24 protein-coding genes are annotated in these 22,567 nt (G+C 73.0%); 13 read left to right on the forward strand and 11 right to left on the reverse strand.

Annotation, left to right across the window (positions count from 1 at the left end; all coding sequences use genetic code 11):
* Nucleotides 1-17: 17 nt before the first annotated feature.
* The 4 genes from RIM90_RS06620 to RIM90_RS06635 form a co-directional block, all read right to left on the reverse strand.
* Nucleotides 18-1,280 (reverse strand): YncE family protein, encoded by a 1,263-nt coding sequence (locus RIM90_RS06620; RefSeq protein ID WP_309059626.1) that lies wholly within the window; start codon nt 1,278-1,280, stop codon nt 18-20.
* A 192-nt stretch (nt 1,281-1,472) separates the two neighbouring features.
* Nucleotides 1,473-1,847 carry a nuclear transport factor 2 family protein gene (locus tag RIM90_RS06625; RefSeq protein WP_309059627.1) on the reverse strand — a complete coding sequence of 125 codons (375 nt, stop codon included), beginning with the start codon at nt 1,845-1,847 and terminating at the stop codon, nt 1,473-1,475.
* 92 nt (nt 1,848-1,939) lie between these two features.
* Nucleotides 1,940-2,305: a nuclear transport factor 2 family protein gene (locus tag RIM90_RS06630; RefSeq protein ID WP_309059628.1), complete on the reverse strand. Its 366-nt coding sequence runs from the start codon at nt 2,303-2,305 to the stop codon at nt 1,940-1,942.
* A 125-nt stretch (nt 2,306-2,430) separates the two neighbouring features.
* The gene (locus RIM90_RS06635) at nt 2,431-4,185 is read right to left on the reverse strand and encodes an ABC transporter ATP-binding protein (protein WP_309059629.1); all 1,755 of its coding nucleotides are present in this window, start codon (nt 4,183-4,185) and stop codon (nt 2,431-2,433) included.
* Between the two features lie 187 nt (nt 4,186-4,372).
* On the opposite strand from RIM90_RS06635, the gene RIM90_RS06640 reads away from it, so the two are divergent.
* The 7 genes from RIM90_RS06640 to RIM90_RS06670 all read left to right on the forward strand — a co-directional run bounded on the left by RIM90_RS06640 (nt 4,373) and on the right by RIM90_RS06670 (nt 10,001).
* Complete coding sequence (locus RIM90_RS06640) at nt 4,373-5,458, forward strand: S-(hydroxymethyl)mycothiol dehydrogenase (RefSeq protein WP_309059630.1); 1,086 nt, start codon at nt 4,373-4,375, stop codon at nt 5,456-5,458.
* Nucleotides 5,458-6,087 carry an MBL fold metallo-hydrolase gene (locus RIM90_RS06645; RefSeq protein WP_309059631.1) on the forward strand — a complete coding sequence of 210 codons (630 nt, stop codon included), beginning with the start codon at nt 5,458-5,460 and terminating at the stop codon, nt 6,085-6,087. Before RIM90_RS06640 ends, RIM90_RS06645 begins: the two co-directional genes overlap by 1 nt.
* 100 nt (nt 6,088-6,187) lie before the next feature.
* Nucleotides 6,188-7,102, forward strand: coding sequence for an SDR family oxidoreductase (locus RIM90_RS06650; protein WP_309059632.1), 915 nt, complete (start codon nt 6,188-6,190; stop codon nt 7,100-7,102).
* 49 nt (nt 7,103-7,151) lie between these two features.
* A complete protein-coding gene (locus tag RIM90_RS06655; RefSeq protein ID WP_309059633.1) occupies nt 7,152-7,955 on the forward strand; it encodes an SDR family NAD(P)-dependent oxidoreductase in 804 nt (267 codons plus the stop codon).
* A gap of 133 nt (nt 7,956-8,088) precedes the next feature.
* Nucleotides 8,089-8,784 (forward strand): L,D-transpeptidase family protein, encoded by a 696-nt coding sequence (locus RIM90_RS06660; RefSeq protein WP_309059634.1) that lies wholly within the window; start codon nt 8,089-8,091, stop codon nt 8,782-8,784.
* Nucleotides 8,785-8,914: 130 nt separating this feature from the next.
* Entirely contained in the window at nt 8,915-9,100 is a 186-nt protein-coding gene (locus RIM90_RS06665; RefSeq protein ID WP_309059635.1) for a hypothetical protein, read from the forward strand.
* A 76-nt stretch (nt 9,101-9,176) separates the two neighbouring features.
* Entirely contained in the window at nt 9,177-10,001 is an 825-nt protein-coding gene (locus RIM90_RS06670; RefSeq protein ID WP_309059636.1) for an EamA family transporter, read from the forward strand.
* Between the two features lie 23 nt (nt 10,002-10,024).
* On the opposite strand, the gene RIM90_RS06675 is transcribed toward RIM90_RS06670, so the two are convergent.
* Complete coding sequence (locus RIM90_RS06675) at nt 10,025-11,395, reverse strand: S1 family peptidase (protein WP_309059637.1); 1,371 nt, start codon at nt 11,393-11,395, stop codon at nt 10,025-10,027.
* Nucleotides 11,396-11,527: 132 nt separating this feature from the next.
* The gene (locus RIM90_RS06680) at nt 11,528-12,553 is read right to left on the reverse strand and encodes a hypothetical protein (protein WP_309059638.1); all 1,026 of its coding nucleotides are present in this window, start codon (nt 12,551-12,553) and stop codon (nt 11,528-11,530) included.
* A 24-nt stretch (nt 12,554-12,577) separates the two neighbouring features.
* Here RIM90_RS06680 and RIM90_RS06685 point away from each other — a divergent pair, with 24 nt between their 5' ends.
* The 3 genes from RIM90_RS06685 to RIM90_RS06695 all read left to right on the forward strand — a co-directional run bounded on the left by RIM90_RS06685 (nt 12,578) and on the right by RIM90_RS06695 (nt 14,992).
* Nucleotides 12,578-13,771 carry an aminotransferase class I/II-fold pyridoxal phosphate-dependent enzyme gene (locus tag RIM90_RS06685; protein ID WP_309059639.1) on the forward strand — a complete coding sequence of 398 codons (1,194 nt, stop codon included), beginning with the start codon at nt 12,578-12,580 and terminating at the stop codon, nt 13,769-13,771.
* A gap of 38 nt (nt 13,772-13,809) precedes the next feature.
* On the forward strand, nt 13,810-14,535 hold the full coding sequence (locus tag RIM90_RS06690; RefSeq protein ID WP_309059640.1) for a class I SAM-dependent methyltransferase: 726 nt from the start codon (nt 13,810-13,812) through the stop codon (nt 14,533-14,535).
* Nucleotides 14,536-14,611: 76 nt separating this feature from the next.
* Entirely contained in the window at nt 14,612-14,992 is a 381-nt protein-coding gene (locus tag RIM90_RS06695; protein WP_309059641.1) for a PPOX class F420-dependent oxidoreductase, read from the forward strand.
* A gap of 36 nt (nt 14,993-15,028) precedes the next feature.
* On the opposite strand, the gene RIM90_RS06700 is transcribed toward RIM90_RS06695, so the two are convergent.
* Both RIM90_RS06700 and RIM90_RS06705 read right to left on the reverse strand, forming a co-directional pair.
* The gene (locus RIM90_RS06700; protein ID WP_309059642.1) at nt 15,029-15,445 is read right to left on the reverse strand and encodes a zinc ribbon domain-containing protein; all 417 of its coding nucleotides are present in this window, start codon (nt 15,443-15,445) and stop codon (nt 15,029-15,031) included.
* Between the two features lie 175 nt (nt 15,446-15,620).
* The gene (locus RIM90_RS06705) at nt 15,621-16,343 is read right to left on the reverse strand and encodes a TetR family transcriptional regulator (protein ID WP_309059643.1); all 723 of its coding nucleotides are present in this window, start codon (nt 16,341-16,343) and stop codon (nt 15,621-15,623) included.
* Between the two features lie 128 nt (nt 16,344-16,471).
* On the opposite strand from RIM90_RS06705, the gene RIM90_RS06710 reads away from it, so the two are divergent.
* Nucleotides 16,472-17,317: a hypothetical protein gene (locus RIM90_RS06710; RefSeq protein ID WP_309059644.1), complete on the forward strand. Its 846-nt coding sequence runs from the start codon at nt 16,472-16,474 to the stop codon at nt 17,315-17,317.
* A gap of 165 nt (nt 17,318-17,482) precedes the next feature.
* On the opposite strand, the gene RIM90_RS06715 is transcribed toward RIM90_RS06710, so the two are convergent.
* The 3 genes from RIM90_RS06715 to RIM90_RS06725 form a co-directional block, all read right to left on the reverse strand.
* The gene (locus tag RIM90_RS06715; RefSeq protein WP_309059645.1) at nt 17,483-19,903 is read right to left on the reverse strand and encodes a SpoIIE family protein phosphatase; all 2,421 of its coding nucleotides are present in this window, start codon (nt 19,901-19,903) and stop codon (nt 17,483-17,485) included.
* A 144-nt stretch (nt 19,904-20,047) separates the two neighbouring features.
* Nucleotides 20,048-20,422 (reverse strand): hypothetical protein, encoded by a 375-nt coding sequence (locus RIM90_RS06720; protein WP_309059646.1) that lies wholly within the window; start codon nt 20,420-20,422, stop codon nt 20,048-20,050.
* 427 nt (nt 20,423-20,849) lie between these two features.
* Nucleotides 20,850-21,767 carry a MurR/RpiR family transcriptional regulator gene (locus RIM90_RS06725; RefSeq protein WP_309059647.1) on the reverse strand — a complete coding sequence of 306 codons (918 nt, stop codon included), beginning with the start codon at nt 21,765-21,767 and terminating at the stop codon, nt 20,850-20,852.
* 177 nt (nt 21,768-21,944) lie between these two features.
* Here RIM90_RS06725 and RIM90_RS06730 point away from each other — a divergent pair, with 177 nt between their 5' ends.
* Complete coding sequence (locus RIM90_RS06730; RefSeq protein ID WP_166461603.1) at nt 21,945-22,106, forward strand: hypothetical protein; 162 nt, start codon at nt 21,945-21,947, stop codon at nt 22,104-22,106.
* A 48-nt stretch (nt 22,107-22,154) separates the two neighbouring features.
* A complete protein-coding gene (locus RIM90_RS06735) occupies nt 22,155-22,556 on the forward strand; it encodes a DUF3662 domain-containing protein (protein WP_309059648.1) in 402 nt (133 codons plus the stop codon).
* Nucleotides 22,557-22,567: the final 11 nt, after the last annotated feature.

Below are 22,567 nucleotides of genomic sequence, written 5' to 3' on the forward strand. Positions count from 1 at the left end.
CCGCCGCTCCGTCCGGCTCAACCGCCGGACGGAGCGGACCAGTCGGCCTCCACCTGACCGAGACGCACCCGTTGCGGGTGGTCGCCGACGGGTACGGACACGGTCTTCTCGCCGGTCGCGAAGTCGATCGCCGTCACCCGGTCCGCGCCGCTCTCGGAGACCACGCAGGACTTCCCGTCACCGCTGACCGTCGCCCAGTACGGCTTCGACGCGGTGACCAGCGGGCCCTCCTGCAGGGTCGTGCGGTCGACGACGGTCGCGTAGTCGTCCATGGTGCCCGCCACGCAGATCTTGCTGCCGTCCGGCTTCATCGTGATGCCGTGGTGGCGCGAGTCGTTGACCCAGGTGGTGCGGTCGTCGCTGGTGGCCGGGTTCTTGGGCAGGGTCTTGGTGCGGGTGATCCGGTCGGTGGCGACGTCGTACTCGAAGAAGCCGTGGAAGAACGACACCTGGAAGTACAGCTTCGACTCGTCCGGGGAGAACGCGGCCGGGCGGACCGCGTCCGAGTGGTCCTTCAGCCCGATGGCGTCGAGCCGGTCGCGCATGTCGATCACCTTGACCCGCTCGAAGGTGGTCGCGTCCACGACGGTGATCCGCCGGTCGCCCTTCGTCCAGTCCAGCCAGGTGGCGTCGAGCGCGGTGTTCACCTCGCCGATGGACATGTTCCAGAGGTACTTGCCGTCCTTGCTGAAGATGTTCTCGTGCGGCTTGTCGCCGGTGGCGAAGGAGCCGAGCTGCCGGCCCGTCTCGATGTCCAGCACGTGCACGGTGTTGGAGGTGGAGGCCGAGACGGCGACGCGCTTGCCGTCGGGGGAGACGGCCATGTGGTCGGCGCGGTAACCGGACACGGGGAAACGCCAGTTGATCCGGCCGGTGGCGAGATCGAGGGAGACGACGTCGGCGAAGCTGGGCCGGGAGACGACCACGGACCTGCCGTCGGGCGTGGAGTACATGTCGTCCACGAACTGGTCGTGGCCCTCGCCGACGCTGTTGCGGATGACCATGAAGTGGATCCAGTGGATCGGATCGGCGTTGATCTCGGCCATCCGCTCGTCCTTGTCGGGGATGACGTCGATCCGGCCGATCCTCGCGAAGTCACCGGTGGACTCGATGACGTCGGCGGTGCCGTCCCAGTTGTTGCCCACGAACAGCACCTCGCGCAGGGCGGCGGGGGAACCCGGGGCGGATTCGGCCGCGTCGGCGACGGCGGCCGGGGCGGTGAGGGTCAGGGCCAGGGCGGCGGCGACGGAGCACAGGCGCCTGGTTCTGCGGACCGGCATGACTGCTCCCTCCTCTGCGGGTGGGGGGTGGGCCGTACTTTATGACGAGAACATGCCAAACAGGGATGGAGGTCCGGGCAGGGGTGCTACCGGAATCAACTTACTGAAAAGTAAGGAGGGTTCGCCCGCACCACAAGACTGCGTACACGACAAAACAAGGTACGCGGTGGGGAGGGCGGGAACTCCCGGCGATCAGACGGAGGGCTTGATGTCCCCGGCGAAGACGATCATCTGGTCGATCAGTCCCCGCCGCAGATGCACGACATCGGTGCCCGCCAGCCGCGGACCGCCGCCAGGCGTCGTGAAGACCCACTGGTACCGCGCCCACTCGTCCGGCACGTCCACCCCCGAACAGCGGACCATGGTGCCGGGCCCGGCCGGGTGGCGCCGGATGTCCAGGACGAACCGCTCGACCGCCTCGATCCCCTCGCTCCTCCCGAGAGGCCCCCAGAGGACGACGTCCGGGGTGAGCGCCTGCGCGAGCAGAGCGGTCACGTAGGTGTCGTCCGAGGCGTTGAACGCCGAGATGAAGGTGTCGATCGCCGACTGCGCCGTGTCTTCGTGCATCCCCCAGTCATACCAGCCGGAACCCGTCCGGGGACGGTTCCCGGAGCGAAGAGCCTCCGTACCGCCGTCCCCCTGTCCCTCCTCGTCCGTTCCTACTCGTCCCAGGCCTGGATCAACGTCTGCTCGGTGATCCTGCCGTCCCGCAGCGAGAGCATCGACTCGGAGAGCACCCGCACCCCGTCCGGGTACACGCAGCTCTCGCTGTAGGCGGCGCGATCGCCCTGCACGACGCACTGCTCCAGCTTGTGCGTCATGTCGCGGCTGTAGACGTCGTCGAGCATGGCGGCGATCTCGTCCCTGCCGTGCAGGACCTTGGGGCGGCTGGGCTGGGTGTTGCGGTCCACGATGCGCAGTTCCGCGTCGTCCGCGTAGAGCGACACCAGGTTCGCCGGCGTGTCGGCCTCGATGCCCCGGCGCAGTGCGTCGGTGTCGAAGGCGGGGTGTGCCGCGGTTGTCATGATGACCTCCTCCGAGGCCCGCGGCCCGGTCCTCCGGCGGGCCGTGAAGGCCTCCCTACGAGCCTCCTCCGGCCCGGTGGACACGGCAAGTCCGGCCCGTACGCCCCACCGGGGTACGGCCGCGCTCACTCACCCGTCGCCAGGAACTGCGTCGCCGCCAGCTCCGCGTACAGCGGATCGGCGGTCACCAGCTCCCGGTGCGTGCCCACCGCGCGGACCCGGCCCGCGTCCATCACCACGATCCGGTCGGCCATCGTCACCGTGGACAGCCGGTGCGCGACGACCAGCACCGTCGTCGTACGGGCCACGTCGGCGACGGTGTCGCGCAGCGCCGCCTCGTTCACCGCGTCGAGCTGCGAGGTGGCCTCGTCGAGCAGCAGCAGCCGGGGCCGGCGCAGCAGCGCGCGGGCGATGGCGACGCGCTGGCGTTCGCCGCCGGACAGCTTGGTGCCGCGATGCCCGACCAGGGTGTCGAGCCCGTCCGGCAGCCTGGACACCAGACCGTCCAGCCGGGTCGTCTTCAGCACCCGCGTCAGGGTCCCGTCGTCCGCCTCGGGATTGCCGAGCAGCAGGTTGTCCCGCAGGGAGCCCGACAGCACCGGCGCGTCCTGCTCCACGTAGCCGATCGCGGCCCGCAGGTGCGACAGGTCCCAGTCGGCCAGATCACGGCCGTCGAGCGTGATCACCCCGGAGTCGGGGTCGTAGAACCGCTCGATGAGGGAGAACACGGTGGTCTTGCCCGCCCCGGACGGGCCGACGAACGCGGTCATCCCCCGGGCGGGCACGGTGAACGTCACCCCGTGGTGGACGTACGGCAGATCGTCGGCGTACCGGAAGCGGACGTCCTCGAAGGCGAGCGCGGCGGGCGCGGTGCCGGGGGAGGGCAGCGGCGCGGGACCCGCGGCCGGTTCGGCGGGCAGCCGCAGGGCCTCCTGGATCCGGGCGAGGGCGGCGCTGCCCGTCTGGTACTGCGTGATCGCGCCGACGACCTCCTGGATCGGCGCCATGAGGTAGAAGACGAACAGCAGGAACGCCACCAGCGTCCCGATGTCGATGGAGCCCGTCGCCACCCGCGCGCCGCCCACCGCGAGCACCGTGATGAACGCGATCTGCAGGGCCAGGCCGGCCGTGTTGCCCGCCGCGGCCGACCACTTGGCGGCGCGCACGCTCTGCCGCCACGACTCGTGCGCGGCCTCGTGCAGCGCGCGCTCCTCCCGGGGCTCGGCGCCGGACGCCTTCACCGTGCGCAGCGCGCCGAGCACCCGTTCCAGCGAGGCGCCCATCACGCCGACCGCGTCCTGCGCCTGCCGGCTGGCCCGGTTGATGTGCGGCACGATCACGCCGAGCACCGTTCCCGCGCCCGCGATCACGGCCAGCGTGACGCCCAGCAGCACCGGGTCCACGAAACCCATCAGTACCACGGTCGCGATCAGCGTGAGCCCGCCCGTGCCGAGGCCGACCAGTGAATCCGTGGTGACCTCGCGCAACAGGGTGGTGTCGGAGGTGATCCGGGCCATCAGATCGCCCGGCTCGCTGCGGTCCACGGAGGTGATCCGCAGCCGCAGCAGATACGACGACAGCGCGCGCCGCGCCCCGAGCACCACCGACTCGGCGGTGCGCCGCAGCACGTACGAACCGAGCGCGCCCAGCACGGCGTTGGCGACGACGAGCGCCGACATCGTCAGCAGCGCGCCGGCGATGGCCCGGTCGGCGGCGAGGTCGTCGATCAGCTCCCGGGCCACCAGCGGCAGCATCAGGCCCGTCGCGCCGGTCATCAGCGACAGCGCCGCGCCGCCCAGCAGGGCCCACCGGTGCGGCCGGACGTATCCGAGGAGCAGTCGCCAGGCGGGCTGGACGGTTTTCTGCGCTGCGATGCTCACGTCGCTCCTTCGCCGGTCGGACGGAGCGTTCAGGCTACGCGGAGGAGCGGGCCCGTCGGCACGGCGAGCGGCACCCGTGCGGCACGACACGGCGCCACGACCTGCCGTGGAGCCGATCGGCACCCTTACCGATCAGTCACGCGTAGGGTCGAGGGGACGAACACCGGTCGACGAAGGAGTCAGTACCATGGCGCAGGAAGTACGCGGCGTGATCGCACCGGGCAAGGACGAGCCGGTACGGATCGAGACGGTCGTCGTACCCGACCCCGGGCCGGGGGAGGCGGTCGTCCGCGTCCAGGCCTGCGGGGTGTGCCACACCGATCTGCACTACAAGCAGGGCGGCATCGGCGACGACTTCCCCTTCCTGCTCGGTCACGAGGCCGCGGGCGTCGTCGAGTCGGTGGGCGACGGCGTCACCGACGTCGAGCCCGGCGACTTCGTGATCCTCAACTGGCGGGCGGTGTGCGGGAAGTGCCGGGCCTGTCTGCGCGGACGCCCCTGGTACTGCTTCGACACCCACAACGCGCGGCAGAGGATGACCCTCACCGACGGGACCGAGCTCTCCCCGGCCCTGGGCATCGGCGCCTTCGCCGAGAAGACGCTCGTCGCCGCCGGACAGTGCACCAAGGTCGATCCGGCCGTCTCCGCGCAGGTCGCCGGGCTGCTCGGCTGCGGGGTGATGGCCGGCATCGGCGCCGCGATCAACACCGGGAACGTCGGCCGGGGCGACTCGGTCGCGGTCATCGGCTGCGGCGGCGTCGGGGACGCGGCCATCGCCGGGTCCCGCCTCGCCGGAGCGGCGAAGATCATCGCCGTCGACATCGACGACCGCAAGCTCGAGACCGCGCGCTCCATGGGCGCCACCCACACCGTCAACTCCCGCGAGACCGACCCGGTCGAGGCGATCCGCGACCTCACCGGAGGCTTCGGTGCCGACGTCGTCATCGAGGCCGTCGGCCGCCCCGAGACCTACCGGCAGGCGTTCTACGCCCGCGACCTGGCCGGCACGGTCGTCCTGGTCGGCGTGCCCACGCCCGAGATGAAGCTCGAACTGCCGCTGCTGGACGTCTTCGGCCGCGGCGGCTCCCTGAAGTCCTCCTGGTACGGCGACTGCCTGCCCTCCCGCGACTTCCCGATGCTGATCGACCTCCACCTCCAGGGCCGCCTGGACCTGGCGGCGTTCGTCACCGAGACCATCCGACTCGACGAGGTCGAGAAGGCGTTCGAGCGGATGCACCGCGGTGACGTCCTGCGCTCGGTGGTGGTGCTGTGATGACCGCCCGCATCGAACGACTCGTCACCTCCGGCCAGTTCCGCCTCGACGGCGGCACCTGGGACGTCGACAACAACGTGTGGATCGTCGGCGACGACCACGAGGCGATCGTCATCGACGCCGCCCACGACGCCGACGCCATCGCCGAGGCCGTCGGCGACCGCCGCCTGACGGCCATCGTGTGCACCCACGCCCACAACGACCACATCGACGCCGCTCCCGCCCTCGCCGAGCGCACCGGCGCCACCATCTGGCTGCACCACGACGACCTGCCGCTGTGGAAGCAGACCCACCCGGACCGCGACCCCGACGCCTGGCTGGTCGACGGCCAGGTGATCGAGGCGGCCGGCACCGACCTCACGGTGCTGCACACCCCGGGACACGCGCCGGGGGCGGTGTGCCTGTACGACCCGGGGCTGGCCACCGTCTTCACCGGCGACACCCTCTTCCAGGGCGGCCCCGGAGCCACCGGCCGCTCGTACTCCCACTTCCCGACGATCATCGACTCCATCCGGAACCGGCTGCTGACCCTTCCGCCCGAGACCCGGGTCCGCACCGGCCACGGCGAGGGCACCACCATCGGCGCGGAGGCCCCGCACCTGGAGGAGTGGATCGCGCGGGGCCACTGAGGGACCTCCCGGGCGACCGGCTCGAAAAGGCGACAGAAGATGTCCGGCTTACCCGTCACCCTCGAAGGGACGGAGAAGCACGGGTGACGGGAGGCCGGACATGCCGGAGCAGTTGAAGGACAGGGTCGCGCTGGTGGCCGGGGCGACCCGGGGAGCCGGACGCGGCATCGCCGTGGAGCTGGGGGCGGCGGGCGCGACCGTGTACGTCACGGGCCGCAGCACCCGCGCCCGCCGCTCCGAGTACGACCGCCCCGAGACCATCGAGGACACCGCCGACCTGGTCACCGAGGCGGGCGGCACGGGGATCGCGGTGCCGACCGACCACCTGGATCCGGAGCGGGTGAAGGCGCTGGTCGACCGCATCGCCGACGAGCAGGGCCGCCTCGACGTCCTCGTGAACGACATCTGGGGCGGCGAGACGCTCTTCGAGTGGGACGCGCCCGTCTGGGAGCACGACCTGGACAAGGGACTGCGTCTGCTGCGCCTCGCGGTCGAGACCCACGCCATCACCAGCCATCACGCCCTGCCGCTGCTGCTGCGCCACCCCGGCGGGCTGGTCGTCGAGGTCACCGACGGCACCGCCGACTACAACCGCGACACCTACCGCAACTCCTTCTTCTACGACCTGGCCAAGTCCGCCGTCCTGCGCATGGGCTTCTCCCTCGGTCACGAACTCGGACCCCGGGGCGCCACGGCCGTCGCCCTCACCCCGGGCTGGCTGCGCTCGGAGATCATGCTCGACCACTTCGGGGTGCGCGAGGACAACTGGCGCGACGCCCTCGACCGCGTCCCCCACTTCGCCATCTCGGAGACCCCGCGCTACGTCGGCCGAGCCGTCGCCGCGCTCGCCGCCGACCCGGACGTGGCCCGGTTCAACGGCACGTCCCTCTCCAGCGGCGGCCTCGCCCGGGAGTACGGCTTCACCGACCTCGACGGCAGCCGCCCGGACGCCTGGCGCTACCTCGTCGAGGTCCAGGACGCGGGCAGGCCGGCGGACGTGACCGGTTACCGCTGATCCCGTCCGACCCCTGCCGCGGTGATCGTCCCGGCAGTACCTTCACCCCATGACGACGGACACAAGGCGCTTCGAGGGGTACGGGGTTCTCATCACCGGGGCGGCCCGGGGCATCGGCGCGGCCACCGCCCGGCGGTTCGCCGAGGAGGGGGCGCGGGTCCTGGTGGCCGACGTGGACCCGGCCGAGGCGGAGCGGACGGCGTCGGCGCTGCGGGAGCGGGGGCTCGGCGCCGAGGCCGCCGCCTGCGACGTGGCCGACCGGGCGTCGGTCGAGGCGGCCGTCGCCCACGCCGTGGACGCCTTCGGCTCGCTCGACGTGCTGGTCAACAACGCCGCCCACTGCACACCCGACGCGCCCCGCTTCGAGGACGAGCCGGACGAGGAGTGGGCCCGCGACCTCGACGTCACCCTCACCGGCGCGTACCGCTGCTGTCGCGCCGCACTCCCGCACCTCGCTGCCTCCGGCCGGGGCGCGATCGTCGGCATCGGCTCCGTCAACGGCCTCCAGGACTTCGGCAACCACGCCTACAGCGCGGCCAAGGCGGGCCTGGTCTCCCTCACCCGCACCCTCGCCGGCCACGCCGCGCCCCGGGGCGTCCGCGTCAACCTCGTGGCGCCGGGGACCGTCCGCACCCGCGCCTGGGAGGGCCGGGACGCGGACCTCGAAGCGGCCCGGCGCCTCTACCCCCTGGGCCGCGTCGGCGAGCCGGAGGACATCGCGGCCGCCGTCGCCTTCCTCGCCTCCCGCGACGCGTCCTGGATCACCGGGACCACCCTCGTCGTCGACGGCGGCATCACGGCGGTCAACTCGGGGTTCCGGGAGGCGTTGCGACGGCCGGGGGACGCTCGGTGACTCTTCGGCCCGGCCGAATGTCACCGTTCGGTCGCGGCCCGGCCGCCCGTACAACCGATTTCCCCGTTCGTCCGTCTACCTGGCAGAGTGCGCAGTTCGTGCCCTCACTTCCGCGGGAAAGGCAGGCTGGACCATGGGCGACACACGGAGACGGGGCGCCGTCGTTCTCGGGATCACTTCGCTGGTGGTCCCGCTCACCTTCGCGCTCGGCGCCGCACCGGCGCAGGCCGCGAGCTGCACCACCAAGGCGGGCCCGTACCAGAAGCAGGTGGAGAAGTTCCTCGGCCGTCCGGTCGACGGCAAGCAGTCCTCCGCCGACTGCAAGGCCGTCCGCGCCTTCCAGACCAAGCACGGCATCACGCCGAACATCGGGTACGCCGGTCCCGTCACCTGGGGCGTGATGGACCTGATGAACAAGCAGAAGGCCGTGGGGAAGAACCCGAACAAGTCGGGCAAGTGCCCGGTGAACAAGGGCCGTATCGCCTGCGTGGACCTCACGCTGCAGCTCAGCTGGATCCAGGACGGCAAGAAGCTCGTTTACGGGCCGGTGCCGGTCCGCACCGGCCGCGACGGCTACGAGACCCGCACCGGCCTGAAGAAGATCTACTGGCGCAACATCGACCACGTCTCGACCATCTACGACGTGCCGATGCCCTACAGCCAGTTCTTCGACGGCGGCCAGGCCTTCCACTCGGTCGGCGTCAGCATGTGGAACCCGCCCGGTTCGCACGGCTGCGTCAACATGACGAAGGCCGACGCCAAGAAGTACTGGTCGCTGCTGAAGAACGGCGACGACGTGTACGTGTACGGCCGCAAGGCCGGCACCTGATCCGCGTCCGCTCCGGGGCCCGGGATGTGAACTCCTCCACGTTCCTTGGCAGATGGACGTGATCAGCGACACTGTCCGGAATGTCCGATGTGCGTGCGATTACTCACAGCGCCTTCACTTCGGGCGCCGTATGCTTCACAGCATGTCCACCACTGTTGAACCTTCCTCCGAGCGATCGGCTGCCGAGGTCAACGAGGAGATCCGGGCCCTGTGGCTCCGGTCGGGCGGGACACTGAGCGTCGAGCAGCGCGAGGAGTACCAGCGCCTCGTCCAGGAGTGGGCCTCGGCCCTCCCGCAGCCGGCGAAGGCGGCCTGAGCTCGGCGCAGGCCGCTCGAGCGCCGCGCAGGCCGCCTCGGCATCGCAGCCCCGTCGACGGGGCACCCGTGAGCGAATGGGTGCCCTTCTCGCACTGGCCTCGGCCCTCTGCTACGGCGTCGTCGACTTCGCGGGCGGACTGCTGAGCCGCCGCGTCCCGCACGCCGCCGTCACCTTCCTGGGCCAGGTCGGCGGGCTGCTGCTCGCCGCCGGTGCCGCCCTCCTCGTGCCCGCCGACGCCGTGCACCCCGCCGACCTGATGTGGGGCGCGCTGTCCGGCGTCGGCAGCGCCACCGCGATGCGCTTCCTCAACCGCGGCCTCAGTCACGGTGCGATGAGCGTGGTCGTGCCGGTGAGCGCCGTCACGGGCGTCGCGCTGTCCGTCCTGTGCGGGGTCCTCCTCCTCGGCGACCGCCCGGGAGCCCTGGCCTGGGCGGGGATCGCCGTCACCGGACCCGCCCTGTGGTGGGTGTCCGGCGGCGGCAGCCACATGGGCAGGGAAGCGGCGGACGGGCTCCTCGCCAGTGCGGGCGTCGCCGTGCAGTACGTCGCCCTGGGCCAGGCGGATTCCGTGAGCGGGCTGTGGCCCGTCGTCGCGGGCCGGGTCGCCGCCGTCCTCGTCCTGCTCCCCGGTGCCGCACGTCACCCCCGGCTCCTGGGACTGCCGGCGCGGCGCTGTGCCCAGGCCCTCCTGATCGGGGCGGGTGCGGCCCTCGGCCTTGTCCTGTACCTGCTCGCCGCGCAACGGCAGATGCTCGCCGTCGCCGTGGTCCTCGCCTCCCTCTACCCCGCCCTCCCGGTCCTCCTCGGTCTCGCCGTCCTGCGCGAACGGATCTCCCGGCGGCAGGCGGCCGGGCTGGTCGGGGCCGCCGCCGCGACGGTGCTGCTCACCGTCGGCTGAGGGGAGCGCCCCCGCCGCGCCGCTCAGCCCCAGGTCGCCGAGTAGTGGCGCCGGTACGCCTTGCGGTCCTGTTCCGCGCGGATCCAGCGCGTCGCCACCAGAGTGACCAGGCTGCCCCCGGTCACCAGCAGACCGGGACCGACGTTCCGGGGGTCGGCGAGCCGGGACAGCAGCGTCGACGCGTTCGGGATGCCCGCCGCCGGGGCCGACGAGCCCGGCGAGACGGTGCCCCCGGCCGCCGCGCCCGGGGGCACCGACGGCGCCGGGGAGGCCGTCCCGTCACCGGCCCGGGGGGACACGATGAGCCGTACCTTCAGCTGCGCCAGCGCCTTCGTCACCGGCTGGAAGTACGTCGTACCGCCCGCCGTGCAGTCACCGCTGCCGCCCGAGGTCACGCCCAGCGCGATGCCCTCGGAGAACATCGGGCCGCCGCTGTCGCCCGGTTCCGCGCACACGTCGGTCTCGATGAGGCCGCTGACCGTGCCCTCGGGGTAGTTCACCGTCGCGTCGAGCGCGGTCACCTCCCCGTCCCGCAGGCCGGTGGTGCTGCCGCTGCGGAACACCCGCTGGCCGACCGAGGGATCCGCCACCCCGGTGATCCGTACGCCCTTGCCGTCGCCGACCGCCACCACGCCGGCGCCGTCGCCCGCCCGGCCGTCGGCGTACTCGATCAGGGAGTAGTCGTCCCCGGGGAAGCTGCCGCCGACCGTCGTACCGACCTGTTTCCCGGCCCGGTCGTCGGCGAACCACACGGAACCGTCGGGCCCGCAGTGCCCGGCCGTGAGGATGAAGTCGCGCCTGCCGTCGGTCACGTTGAAGCCCGCCGAGCAGCGTCCGGCCGTCGACAGGATGGGCCGCGCCCCGTTGAGGCGGGTGGTGAAGGTGCCCTCGGTCCGCTCCATGCGGACGAAGTCGCCGATGCCGTCCGCCACTCGGGTCAGCTCGGACCAGTCGTCGGCGGAGACCGTGCGGTCCCCCCGGACCACCACCTCGTTGGACCGGTAGTCCATCGCCCAGGCCGTCCCCGGCACGCGCGGCGCCGAACGCAGCGTCCGCGCGGCCGACTTGAGGTCACGCATGCTGTGCCGCACCATTTTCGGCTCGGCACCCGCCCGTCGCACCTCACCCGCCGCCTCCTCGTCGGTGACCGCGACGACCGTCCGCCCGTCGGCGCCGATCCAGCTGCCCGCCGTACGGGAGGTGCCGAGCCGGGACACCAGGCCGGCGCCGGGACCGGCCGGCTGCCCGGCCGCCACGTACGGCACCGCGGCAGCGTCCGGCGCGGCGGGTTCGCTCGCGACGGCGCGTGTGACCATCGTGGCCCCCAGGAGGAGTCCGCCGACGGCCGCCAGTCGTGTCACTCGCCGGACGACCCGTCGTCGTGCGTGCCTCATGCATGGCTCCCGAACCTCAGCGGCGCGGCGCGAACACCGCGGGGCCTCCCCTCGAGTCGAGTGCCCTCCCTCCATACGCGCCGGGGAGCCGACGCGTTCAGCGAAGGTGTGACCCGCTGCCCGGCGACGGGGTCAACCGGCCGCGTCCACCGCCGGACCGGTGCCGGCGCCCGTGCCGAGCGCGGCCCAGCTGCGGGCGTCGCCCCACACGGACGCCGGGTCCACGTAGACGCGCAGCAGCGCGGTGAGCACCGGGTCCCCCCGTCCGTTCAGCTCGTCGGAGGCGACCTTCCGGGCGATCCCGGCGAGGAAGTCCGCCAGCTGCACCCGCGGGTCCGCCCGTGCGGCGACCAGCCGCACCTCCTCCAGGGCGATCCCGTCCCGCCGGGCCGTCCGCTCGATCCACGCGATGCGCTCCGGCGTCAGGACGTTCTGCCGGTCGTGCACCAGGCGCACGGGCCGCCCGCCCGCGCTCCAGTACGCGGCCGTGGAGACGATCGCCGGAAGCAGCGGATTGAGCACCGGGATCCGCACGGCCGATCCGTCGAGCAGTCCCGCCCGGTAGGCCTCGGCCCGGTCCCGCCGCGCCGCGAGCCGCTGAAGGGTCCGCGCCGCGGGCGTACCGGCGTGGGCGCGGCACAGGGCGTCGACCGTGCCGAAGAAGAACGGGACGGACGACCCCGGCTCCGCGCCGTTGCGCGTGCGCAGCAGCTGGTTGGCCGCCAGGAGGAAGTCCCTCCACCCGTCCGCGCCGACGTCCCGGCGCCCCGCCCGGAACAGGGCGACCGCCTCGGCCGGATCGTCGAGCAGCAGGGCGACGACCCGGTCCACCACGAAGAACGCCTTCTCCGTCAGATGCACCCGGGCCCGCCCGTGGAGCGGCCCGCCGGGGGCGAGCAGCCACTCCAGCACCGCGCGGTGCTTCTCCCGCAGCAGGTGGTTCGCCTTGTACTCCTCGGCCGGTGAGCGGATGCGGTCCCGGATCTCCCGTACGGCGGCGGCCCCGGCGGTCACGGACAGGTGCACGCCGGCGTGCGCGAACACGTCGGTGTTCCCGCCGGTGAGGTTCTCGCCGTCCGACCCCGACTCGTCGCAGGCGATCTCCAGCGGCGGGCCGGCTCCGACCGCCCGTGTCCCGTCGTCGCGATTCCCGCTCACCCCGCGGCCCCCTATCGTGTGCTCATGACCAGGATCCCGCACGAGACGTCCGGTGAACCGAATCCGTTGACCGCCCTTACCCTGGATGCCCTGAGACGCCGTACCAGCATGAAGTGGCGCACCTATCCCGAGGACGTGCTGCCCCTGTGGGTGGCCGAGATGGACGTACCGCTCGCCGAGCCGATCGTGCGCACCCTCACCGAGGCGCTCGAAGCGGGGGACACCGGTTATCCCGTCGGCACCGCCTACGCCGAGGCGCTGGCCGCCTTCGCGGAGAAGCGGTGGGGCTGGGGCGGGCTCGCCGTGGAGCGCACCGCGGTCGTGCCCGACGTGATGCTGGGCGTGGTGGAGATGCTCAAGCTGGTCACCGGGCACGGGGACCCGGTGGTGGTGAACCCGCCGGTCTACCCGCCCTTCTACGACTTCGTCCGGCACATGGACCGCAGGGTGGTCGAGGCACCGCTCGGCGCCGACGCGCGCCTCGACCTCGGCGTCCTGGAGGACGCCTTCCGGCAGGCGGTGGCGGACGGCCGGCGGGCCGCCTACCTGCTGTGCAGCCCGCACAACCCCACCGGGACCGTGCACACCGCGAGGGAGTTGTCCGCCGTCGCCGCCCTCGCCGAGCGGTACGGCGTACGCGTCGTCGCCGACGAGATCCACGCGCCGCTGGTCGTCGGCGAGGCGGACTTCGTGCCCTATCTGAGCGTGCCGGGCGGCGAGCGCGGCCTGTCCCTGATGTCGGCCTCGAAGGCGTGGAACCTGGCCGGCCTCAAGGCCGCGCTCGCCGTCGCCGGGCCCGCGGCCGCCGCCGACCTGGCCCGGATGCCCGAGGAGGTCGGCCACGGCCCCAGCCACCTCGGCGTTCTCGCCCACACCGCCGCCCTGCGCGACGGCACCGCCTGGCTGGACGCCCTGCTCACCGGTCTGGACGCCAACCGCCGGCTGCTCACCGACCTCCTCGCCGAGCACCTGCCGGCGATCCGCTACCGCCCGGGCGACGCCACCTACCTCGCCTGGCTCGACTGCCGCGCCCTCGGCCTCGGCGACGACCCGGCGCGGGTCTTCCTCGAGCACGGCCGCGTGGCCCTCAACTCCGGTCTCCCCTTCGGCACGGGCGGCGCCGGCCACGCCCGGCTGAACCTCGCCGCCTCACCCGAGGTGATCGGGGAGGCGGTCCGGAGGATGGCGGTGGCCGTGGAGGGGGCGGGACGTGACTAGGGCCAGGCACGGCACCGGCTCCGGACCCGGGCGGGCCCATGGCTGACGAGTGCTTCGCGCATCCGCGGCTCGCCGCGCTCTACGACCCGCTCGACCCCGATCGCGGTGACCTCGACGCGTACGTCCGCATGGCGCAGGAGTTCGGGGCCCGGCGGGTGCTGGACATCGGCTGCGGGACGGGGGTGTTCGCCCTGCTCCTGGCCGACCGCGGGATCGAGGTCGTCGGCGTCGACCCCGCGGAGGCGTCGCTCGAGGTGGCCCGGGACAAGCCGGGCGGTGACCGGGTGCGCTGGATCCACGGCGACGCGACGGCGCTCCCGCCGCTGCGGGTCGACCTGGCGACCATGACGGCGAACGTCGCCCAGGAGATCACCGAGCCGGACGCGTGGCGGGGCACGCTGCGCGGAGCCCACGAGGCGCTGCGGCCCGGAGGACGCCTGGTGTTCGAGACGCGGGACCCGGCTCGGCGGGCGTGGGAGGAGTGGACCCGGGAGAGGTCGTACCGCGTGACGGACGTGCCGGGCACCGGCGCGGTCGAGAGCTGGGTCGAGGTGACCGGGGTGGCCGGGCCACTGGTGACGTTCCGGTGGACGTACGTCTTCGCCGCGGACGGACAGGTGCTGACCTCGGATTCGACGCTGCGGTTCCGTGAGCGACAGGAGGTCGAGGCGGACCTGACCGGGCAGGGGTACGTGGTGGAGGGGGTGCGCGACGCCCCGGACCGTCCGGGCCGGGAGTTCGTCTTCGTCGCACGGCGCCCGTAGCCGGCCCGGGGTTCTCCGGGCGCCCGCGCGGGGCCGGGCGGTGGCGCCCCGCGCGGGCGGCCCTAGACTGCCCCGCATGGATGACGCGATGCTCGACCGGCTCGGGGCGGGCAAGTACCTGCTGGTCACCAGTTACCGCAGGAACGGCACGCCGGTCGCCACGCCGGTGTGGGTCGTGCGGGACGGGGACGCGCTCGGGGTGTGGACCGCCGCCGACTCCTGGAAGGTGAAGCGGATCCGGGCCCGCGGCGATGTCCTCGTCGGCCCCTGTGACCTGCGCGGCAACCCGACCGGCGAGCAGGTCCCCGCCACCGCGGAGATCTGCGATCCGGCCACCACCGCCCGCTACCGCGCGCTGATCGCCCGCAAGTACGGCCTCGTGGGCCGGCTCACCCTCCTCGGCAGCCGTCTGCGCCGGGGCCTGGACGGCACGGTCGGCATCCGCGTCACCCTCTGAGGCGCCGCGCCGTGCGGGCCGGCGCCCGGCGGTGCGTCAGGTCCAGGCCCGGTACGGCTCGTCGACGAGCTGGAAGACGGGCTCGCCCCGCACCGGGTCCTTGGCCGTCGACAGCCGTACCCGGTCGCCGCTGTGGATGCCGATGGGCGGGCCCATGACCCGGCCGCGCACCACGAAGCCCTCGGCCATCTCGATCAGGGACACGTTGCGGGCCGCCGGGGTGTTGCGGTGGACCACCGTGGAATGGCGGACCGTCCCGACGCCCTCGCTGCGCTCCGTGCGCAGGTCGCTGCCCTGGCAGACCGGACACAGCAACCGGTGGTACATGGCGGTGCCGCACCAGGTGCAGCGCTGGTAGAGCATGGCCTCCGCGTGGTCCGGGCCCTGGGGATCGAGCACGCCCGTCGAGGAGCCGGCTGCCTGCTGAGCGACGCTTCCTGAGTGGTGGTACACGCTGGTCAACTCCCTGCACTCGGCCGGAAACCCGCGTGCGCGGTGACCCGGGCACGCGCGTGCGCGGTTCGCCGTGCCACCGTGCACAGCGACAGGCTATGGCACTGAGTGCCACTCGTAAAGGCACTGCGTACCCTGAATTGTGCGACGCGGCCGTACGCCGCCGAGCGGCCCGTCAGCCGCGCCCCCGTACGGATTCGAGTTCCTGCACCACCCGCCACAGCGGTGCCCCGCGCCGCGCGACGACCACCACCACGTCCTCGGGGCCCTCGCCCGCCGGGGGAGCCGGCGCGGCGCCGAACGCGGCCTGCACGTGTCCCAGGGCGTGGTCCACCGCGGCCTCCGCGTCGTCCCGTCCGTCCGAACGCAGCCAGGAACGCAGCGCGTTGTTGTGCGCCGCGACCACGGCCGCCGCGATCACATCGGCCCGCAGGATCCCGTCACGGCGGCCGGCGAACCGGCCGCGCAGATACTCGGCCAGCGCCCGTTCGTAGCGCCAGACCACGGACAACTCGTACGCGCGCAGGCCCGGCACCCGCTTGGTGAGGCGGTAGCGCTGCACGGAGAACGCCGGGTTCTCGGCGTACATCCGCAGCACCAGCCGGGCCGCGTCGCAGACCCTGCGCACCGGTTCGTCGTCGTCCGCGCCGGACGCCAGGAAGGCCGTCATGTCGGCGAGGCACCGCTCGTGGTCGGGGAAGACCACGTCCTCCTTGGACGGGAAGTAACGGAAGAAGGACCGTCGTCCGACCCCGGCGAGCGCCACGATGTCGTCGACCGTCGTCTGCTCGTAGCCCCGCTCCAGGAAAAGCCGGAAGGCCGCCGCGACCAGCGCGTCCCGCATCGTGGTCTTCCCGGCCCGGTCGCCGCGGCCGGGAGCCGCACTGCTGGAGCTCATGAACGGGAACGTAGCATTCGGCCGCCGTCCATGGCACTCGGTGCACCTGGGCACGGAACTGAGTGCTGTCGTGAGCCCCGGCGCAGGTCATCCATATGATCGGGTCAACGCCGTCCCGAGGAGTCCGCATGCCGTCCGCCCGCCCCCGCGTCCTGTACGTCACCGACCTGGCCTACCCGGCCCGCGGACGCCGCTACTGCGACGAGGACATCTTCCTGACCTCCCGGCTGCGCGAGGACTTCGACCTGGCGCTGTGCCATCCGCGCGACGCCACCGCACTGATGGACGGCTTCGACGCCGTCGTGGTCCGCAACAGCGGCCCGGTGCTGGCGTACCAGGAGGCCTACGACGCCTTCCGGATGCGCGCCTCGGCGACCGGCAAGCCGGTCTACAACCCGCTCACCGGCAGGGGCGACATGGCCGGCAAGCAGTATCTGCTCGACCTGAGCGCCGCCGGTCATCCGGTGATCCCCACCGTCGACCGCCCGCAGGACCTGCACCTGCTGCCCGGGGCGCGGCGGTACGTGGTCAAGCCCAGACTCGGCGCCGACTCGATAGGACTGCGCGTCGTCCCCGCCGCCGAGGTGCGCGACCTCGTCGACGGAAGCGTCCTGGTACAGCCGCACATCGACTTCGTCCACGAGGTCTCCTTCTACTTCGTCGACCACGACTTCCAGTACGCCCTCCACGCCCCGCGCCCCGATCGGCGCTGGCAGCTGCAGCCGTACGAACCCACCCCCGAGGACCTGGAGTTCGCCCGGCACTTCATCGACTGGAACACCCTCGACCACGGCATCCAGCGCGTCGACGCCTGCCGTGCGCCGGGCGGCGAACTGCTGCTGGTGGAACTGGAGGACCTCAATCCCTACCTGTCCCTCGACGCCCTCGACGAGGCGGACCGGGAGGCGTTCGTGTCCGCGATGACGGCGTCCCTGCGCCGTTTCCTGCACGACACCGGCGCGACGGGGGGCTGAACCTCTCGGCGTCCTGCCGCGTATCCCTTCCCGTGGGCGGCCCCGCCCGCCGTGCGGTACGGAAGGAAGGAGAGCGGCGTGCCGACCTCGATGCCGCCCGCCGAGGGTTCCGGTACGGCACCGCGGCCACGCCGGAACGAAGCGGGCGCCTGCCCGCGGCCCGCCCTACGGTCCGTCGCTTCCCTGCCGCTTCCCGGGGAAGCGGATGTCCAGGACGCACACGTCGTCGCGGCGTTCCCCCTCCAGCATCGCGTCCAGCAGCGCCCCCAGAGAACCGGTCTCGTCGCCCGGACGGGCCGCCACGGCCTCGGCCAGACGCCCGAGCCCCGTGTCGATGTTCTCCGGGGGCCGCTCCACCAGGCCGTCCGTGTACAGCAGGATCCGGTCGCCCGGCCGCAGACGGCACTCGGCCTCTTCGAAGTGCGGTGCGGTGGACGCGCCGAGCAGCATGCCACTGGGGCGCCGCAGATAGGTCACCTCGCCGCCGCGCAGCAGCAGGGGCGGGGTGTGTCCCGCCTGCGCCCAGACCAGACGCTGCTTCCCGGGTTCGTAGCGGGCCAGGATCATGGTCGCGGTGGCGTGGGTGTCCCGGGAGTGCAGCAGCAGGGTGTTGAGCCGGGCGAGCGCGCCGGTCAGCGAGGAGCCGGTGATGACCATGCCCTTGGCGGTGAAGCGCAGCTGGGCCATGGTGGCCACGGCGTCGACCCCGTGACCGGCGACGTCGCCGACGACGAACAGGGCGTCGCCGTCCGGCAGTTCGATGGCGCTGAACCAGTCACCGCCGACGTGTACGCCCGTCTGGGAGGGAAGGTAGGCGACCTCGACGCGCAGTCCGGCCAGGTCCACCGCCCGTTGGGGCAGGGGCAGCAGGGCGTTCTGCAGGCGGGCGACCAGAGCCCGCTCGGCCCGGAGCACGTCGTGCTGGGTGAGGATCTCCCGCTCGCTCTCCACCAGGGCGAGTTCGGCCCGCCGCCGCGCGGTCAGGTCCTGCACGACGCCGTGCACCTCGACGGGCGTGCCGTGCAGGTCCGCCACGGCCTCGGCGACGAGGCGCAGGTGCCGTACGCCGCGTGGGGTGCGGACCCGGAACGGGACGTCGAGCGGCAGGCCCTCGCGGACCAGGCCGTCGACGGCGCGGCCCAGGGCGGGCCGGTCGTCGGGCACCGCGAGTCCGGGAAGGTCGACGAGCCGGACGGGCCCGTCCGCGGGGGCCCGGCCGAGGATCGTGAAGACCTGCGACGACCAGGACGCCTCACGCGTGGCCAGGTTCCAGTTCGCCCAGCCGAGGTTGCCCAGCCGCTGCAGGTCGGCGAGCCGCTGCTCCTGCCGGTCGGAGGAGGCGTGCCGGGTCCAGGTGGCGACCAGCGAGTCCTCCAGCCGGGCCACCCGTACGGAGTACGTGGACAGCGCCGCGAGGCCGCTCACCACCTCCTGGTGGGCGAACGGTTCGCCCTCGTAGGGCTCCCCGGTGGCGAGTACGTGCAGGAAGCCCTGCCACAGCGGTTCGTCCGTCAGCCCGGGCCAGTACTCGCGCAGCCGCCGGCCGGCCGGGGCGCCTCCGGTGCCGCCCAGTACGGCGGCCGCCTGCGCCGTCGCGGCGTCGATGCGGAAGTCCGCGGTCTCGCCGGAGGGACCGCGCAGCGGGGTCAGCAGCACCGCCGCGACGGGCAGTGCCTCGAACAGCGCCCGCGCGGCGTCCCGGGGAGCGTCGGCCGCCGGCGCGGGCGGGGTGGCGGGCATGCGCAGCTGTCCGGCACACAGCCGGGCCATTCCCCGCAGATGGGCGCGGTCACTCGGGGTGAACGGTCCGGAGCGTCCGCGCAGCACACCTATGCAGACCTCGGCGCCGTCCCCGGCGGACACGGGCAGCCAGGCCCGCGACCGCCACCGCTCGGGCGGCTCGCCGATCAGCAGGTACCGCTTGCTGTCCTCGGCGAGGTCCTCCAGCCAGCGCGGTGCGCCGGACCGGAGGGCGTCCAGGGCCGCGACCCCGCTGAAGGGGGACACCTGGTGCCACTGGGTGGCGAGCCGTTCGTCGATTCCGGCGTGACCGACCAGCTCGAGCTCCCCACCGGGCCGGCGGGCGTAGATCATGACCGAGTCCGCGCCCAGGTCCGGCGCGAGGTGTTCCAGCAGGCACCGGGCCAGGTCCTGAGGCGTGTCCGCGCGGACGAGGGCGCGGCCGAGGCGGCCCAGGGCGGCGGCGACGTCGTCCGGAGCGGAGGGGTCCACCGACGGGCCGGCCCCGGGGAGGCCGGATGCCGCACCAGGGGTGTCCGTTCCGGAGCGTACCGGGGGCTCGCCGGCGCCGGACCGGGCGAGTGCCGGGTGGCCCAGGGTGATCCAGCACTCCTCCAGCAGGGTGCGACGGGCGGCCTTGGCCCGCTGGAGCAGCGTCTCGCCCGCGGCGTCCGCGGAGCAGCCGGTCAGGGCCATCACGACGCCTTTGGCGCGTTCCACGACGGCCGACGTCGCCGCCTGCTCGCGCAGCCGGTCCATCTCGGCGCGTTGCCGGGCGACGACCCTGGCCAGTTCGGCCAGATCGGGCGCGCTTCCGGTCTCCGCCGGGGGAACGGGCTCGCTCATCACGCGATGAGCATCGCACACCGAGCCGTGTCGGTTGACCGGTTCGGCAGCCGGGAATTCACCGGTGAGCAGGTCAGAGGCTCCTTCCCGGGAGCGCTGTGTCGCCCGGCGTCTCCGGAACGTCACCGACGGCCCGGCGCGCGGTCAGCGGTGGGCGTCGGCCAGGGCCTGGGTGACCGCCCGCACGCTGCGCGCGATGTGCTGCAGGTGCGCGACCTCCGCCGCGTACAGCTTGATCGTGTGCTCGATGACGCCTTCGTGCAGCCCCAGCCGGGGCAGATCGGCCCGCGCGGTCTGCAGGGCGGTGCGCGCCACCCGGATCTCGTGCTCGACCTGGATCTGGGCGTGCCGGGCCAGCAGGACGGGGCGCCGGACGAACGCCGGATAGCTCGCGTAGCGCGCCGGCACCAGCTCGCGCAGCCACTTGGCCGCCGAGCGTTCCCAGTCGTAGCTGCCGGGGGTCTTGACCTGGTGGGGCCAGTCCGGACCGAGGCGCGTGGACGTCAGGGGCATGATCATCGCTTCCGGGTGTACGGCGTCGTGGGGACGGACGACGGGACGGGGCGGCCCCGGCCTAGGGGATGACCGGGGCCGCCACGGGCGGCCGGGCAGGGGATGCCCGGCCCGACACCCGGACCACCGGAGCGGGTAGGAGCCGGCGGCTTCGGGTGTTCGCGCAGGAGCCCGGTCCGGGCCCGTGTCATCCGCGGCGAGTGGTGCTGGCTGCGCATGGGCGGACCGTCGGCTTTCCGGGCGGAGCGGGTGAGGGCGGGGAGGGTGCGGAACGCGGTCCGGGACGGCAGGGCCGCGATCCGTGAGCAGTATTTATATATGCCATCTGGTTTGCAAGACGTATGAAAACATTCATGCGTGCTTTGACGGTGGCGGTCCGCCCGGGGCCCCGATGCGCTCCGTGGCGTCGGATCCCGGCGGGACCGGACGCGGCTCAGTCCTTGAGGAAGAACTGGTGCTGGTCGGCGACCTGCTCGTACTCGTCGAGCCGGGCCTGCGTCCGCTCCGGATCCGCGTCCGTCATGGCCTGGAGCAGCGCCGCGCACATCACGCCCGGAGCGGCGTAGGAGTCGAAGACCAGCCGCGATCCGGTGCCGGTGGCGAAGGTGACGTCGGCCTCGTCCGCGATCGGGCCCAGCGCCAGGTCGGTGATCAGCGCGACCTTCAGCCCGGCGTTCCGCGCGACCCGCACCGCCGTCAGGGTCTCCTGGGCGTGCCGCGGCATCGAGAACGCCAGCACCCAGGTGCCGCCCGCCTCCCGCGACTGCAGCAGCGCGTCGTAGGCGACGCTGCCACCCAGGGTCACGAGCCGTACGTCCGGGTGGATACGGCGGGCGGCGTAGGCGAAGTACTCGGCGAGGGAGACGGAGATGCGCAGGCCGAGGACCGTGAGCGGCGCGGACGCGGACAGATGGCGGCCGACCTCGATGACCCGGTCGGCGTCGGCGAGGTCCCGCCTCAGGTTCTCCAGGTTCTCGATCTCGGCGTCGACCGCCGCCTGGAGCTCGTTGCCCCGGCTCTCCTCGGCGGGGCCGCCGGCGAGGGTCCCGAGGGCGATCGACTGGAGCCTCTCCCGGAGCGCGGGGTAACCGCTGAAGCCGACCGCCGAGGCGAACCGGGTCACCGAGGGCTGGCTCACCCCGGCCCGGTCCGCGAGATCCGTGATCGACAGGAACGCCGCCTCGGTGATGTGCTCGATCAGGTACTGGGCGATGCGCCGCTGGCCGGGGGAGAGCCGGGGCCGGTCGAACAGCGTGCGGAGTTGGGACGTCGGGGACACCTCCGTGTCCTGGCCCGCCCTCCCCGAAGTGATCGCGGATGCCTGTGCGCGTGCCTGCTGCGGCGATGGCACCGGTGCGCCTCCTTCGTCTCCCACGAGGGTTCAACATAGCTCACGCACCGTGGCGACCAGACCCCTCACCGGAACGCACCGACCCACTTCCCCAGGGATATCCCCGCGCCCCGGGGGAACCCGACGCCACACGGTGAGGCAGACGAAAGCCCCCTGACACACGAGGAGCCATCGGACATGACCGTCCCCGAGGAGAACCGGCCGAAGACCCGGGACACCGACGACACCATCGAGCAGCGGGAGGAGAACGAGACGCGCGACCGGGGTGCCACCGGCCGCACGATGCGCGAGGCGCTGGAGGAGGCCGAGGTGCGGCCCGACGACTTCGACGAACGCTGACCCTCCCTCCCGTCCCTCGACACGCACACGTTTCGGCAGGTGGAAAGCATGAGCGCCCTGAGCGCGCTGGAAGAGGCCGTGGAGAAACGATGGGAGGCGCTGTGGGCGCGGGTGGCCGGCCGGGAGCCGGTCGAACTCGTCGACGCCCTGCACCGGGAGTGCGACCGCCATGCCGTGGTGTGCCGCGCGGGCCGGGTGATGGTCCCCAACGCCTACGACGTGGAACTCGCCGACGAGGTGTACGAGCAACTGGCGCGCCGCGGCAGCCGCGTCGGGCAGGCGCTGACCGACAGCCTGGCCCGGCACGCCACGCGCCACGGCTACGCATGGGCGGGCCCGCTCGCGGTGCACGTCCGCCGGTCCGGCGACGTGCCGGACGGCCGTTACCGGGTGACGAGCAGTGTGATGCCGCACGTGAGTGCCGAGGGCTTCCAGCGGGCCGGGCGGTAGCGGCCGGACCC

Origin of the sequence: Streptomyces sp. (assembly GCF_031181555.1) — a bacterium.
Taxonomy (GTDB): Bacteria; Actinomycetota; Actinomycetes; order Streptomycetales; family Streptomycetaceae; genus Streptomyces; species Streptomyces fimbriatus.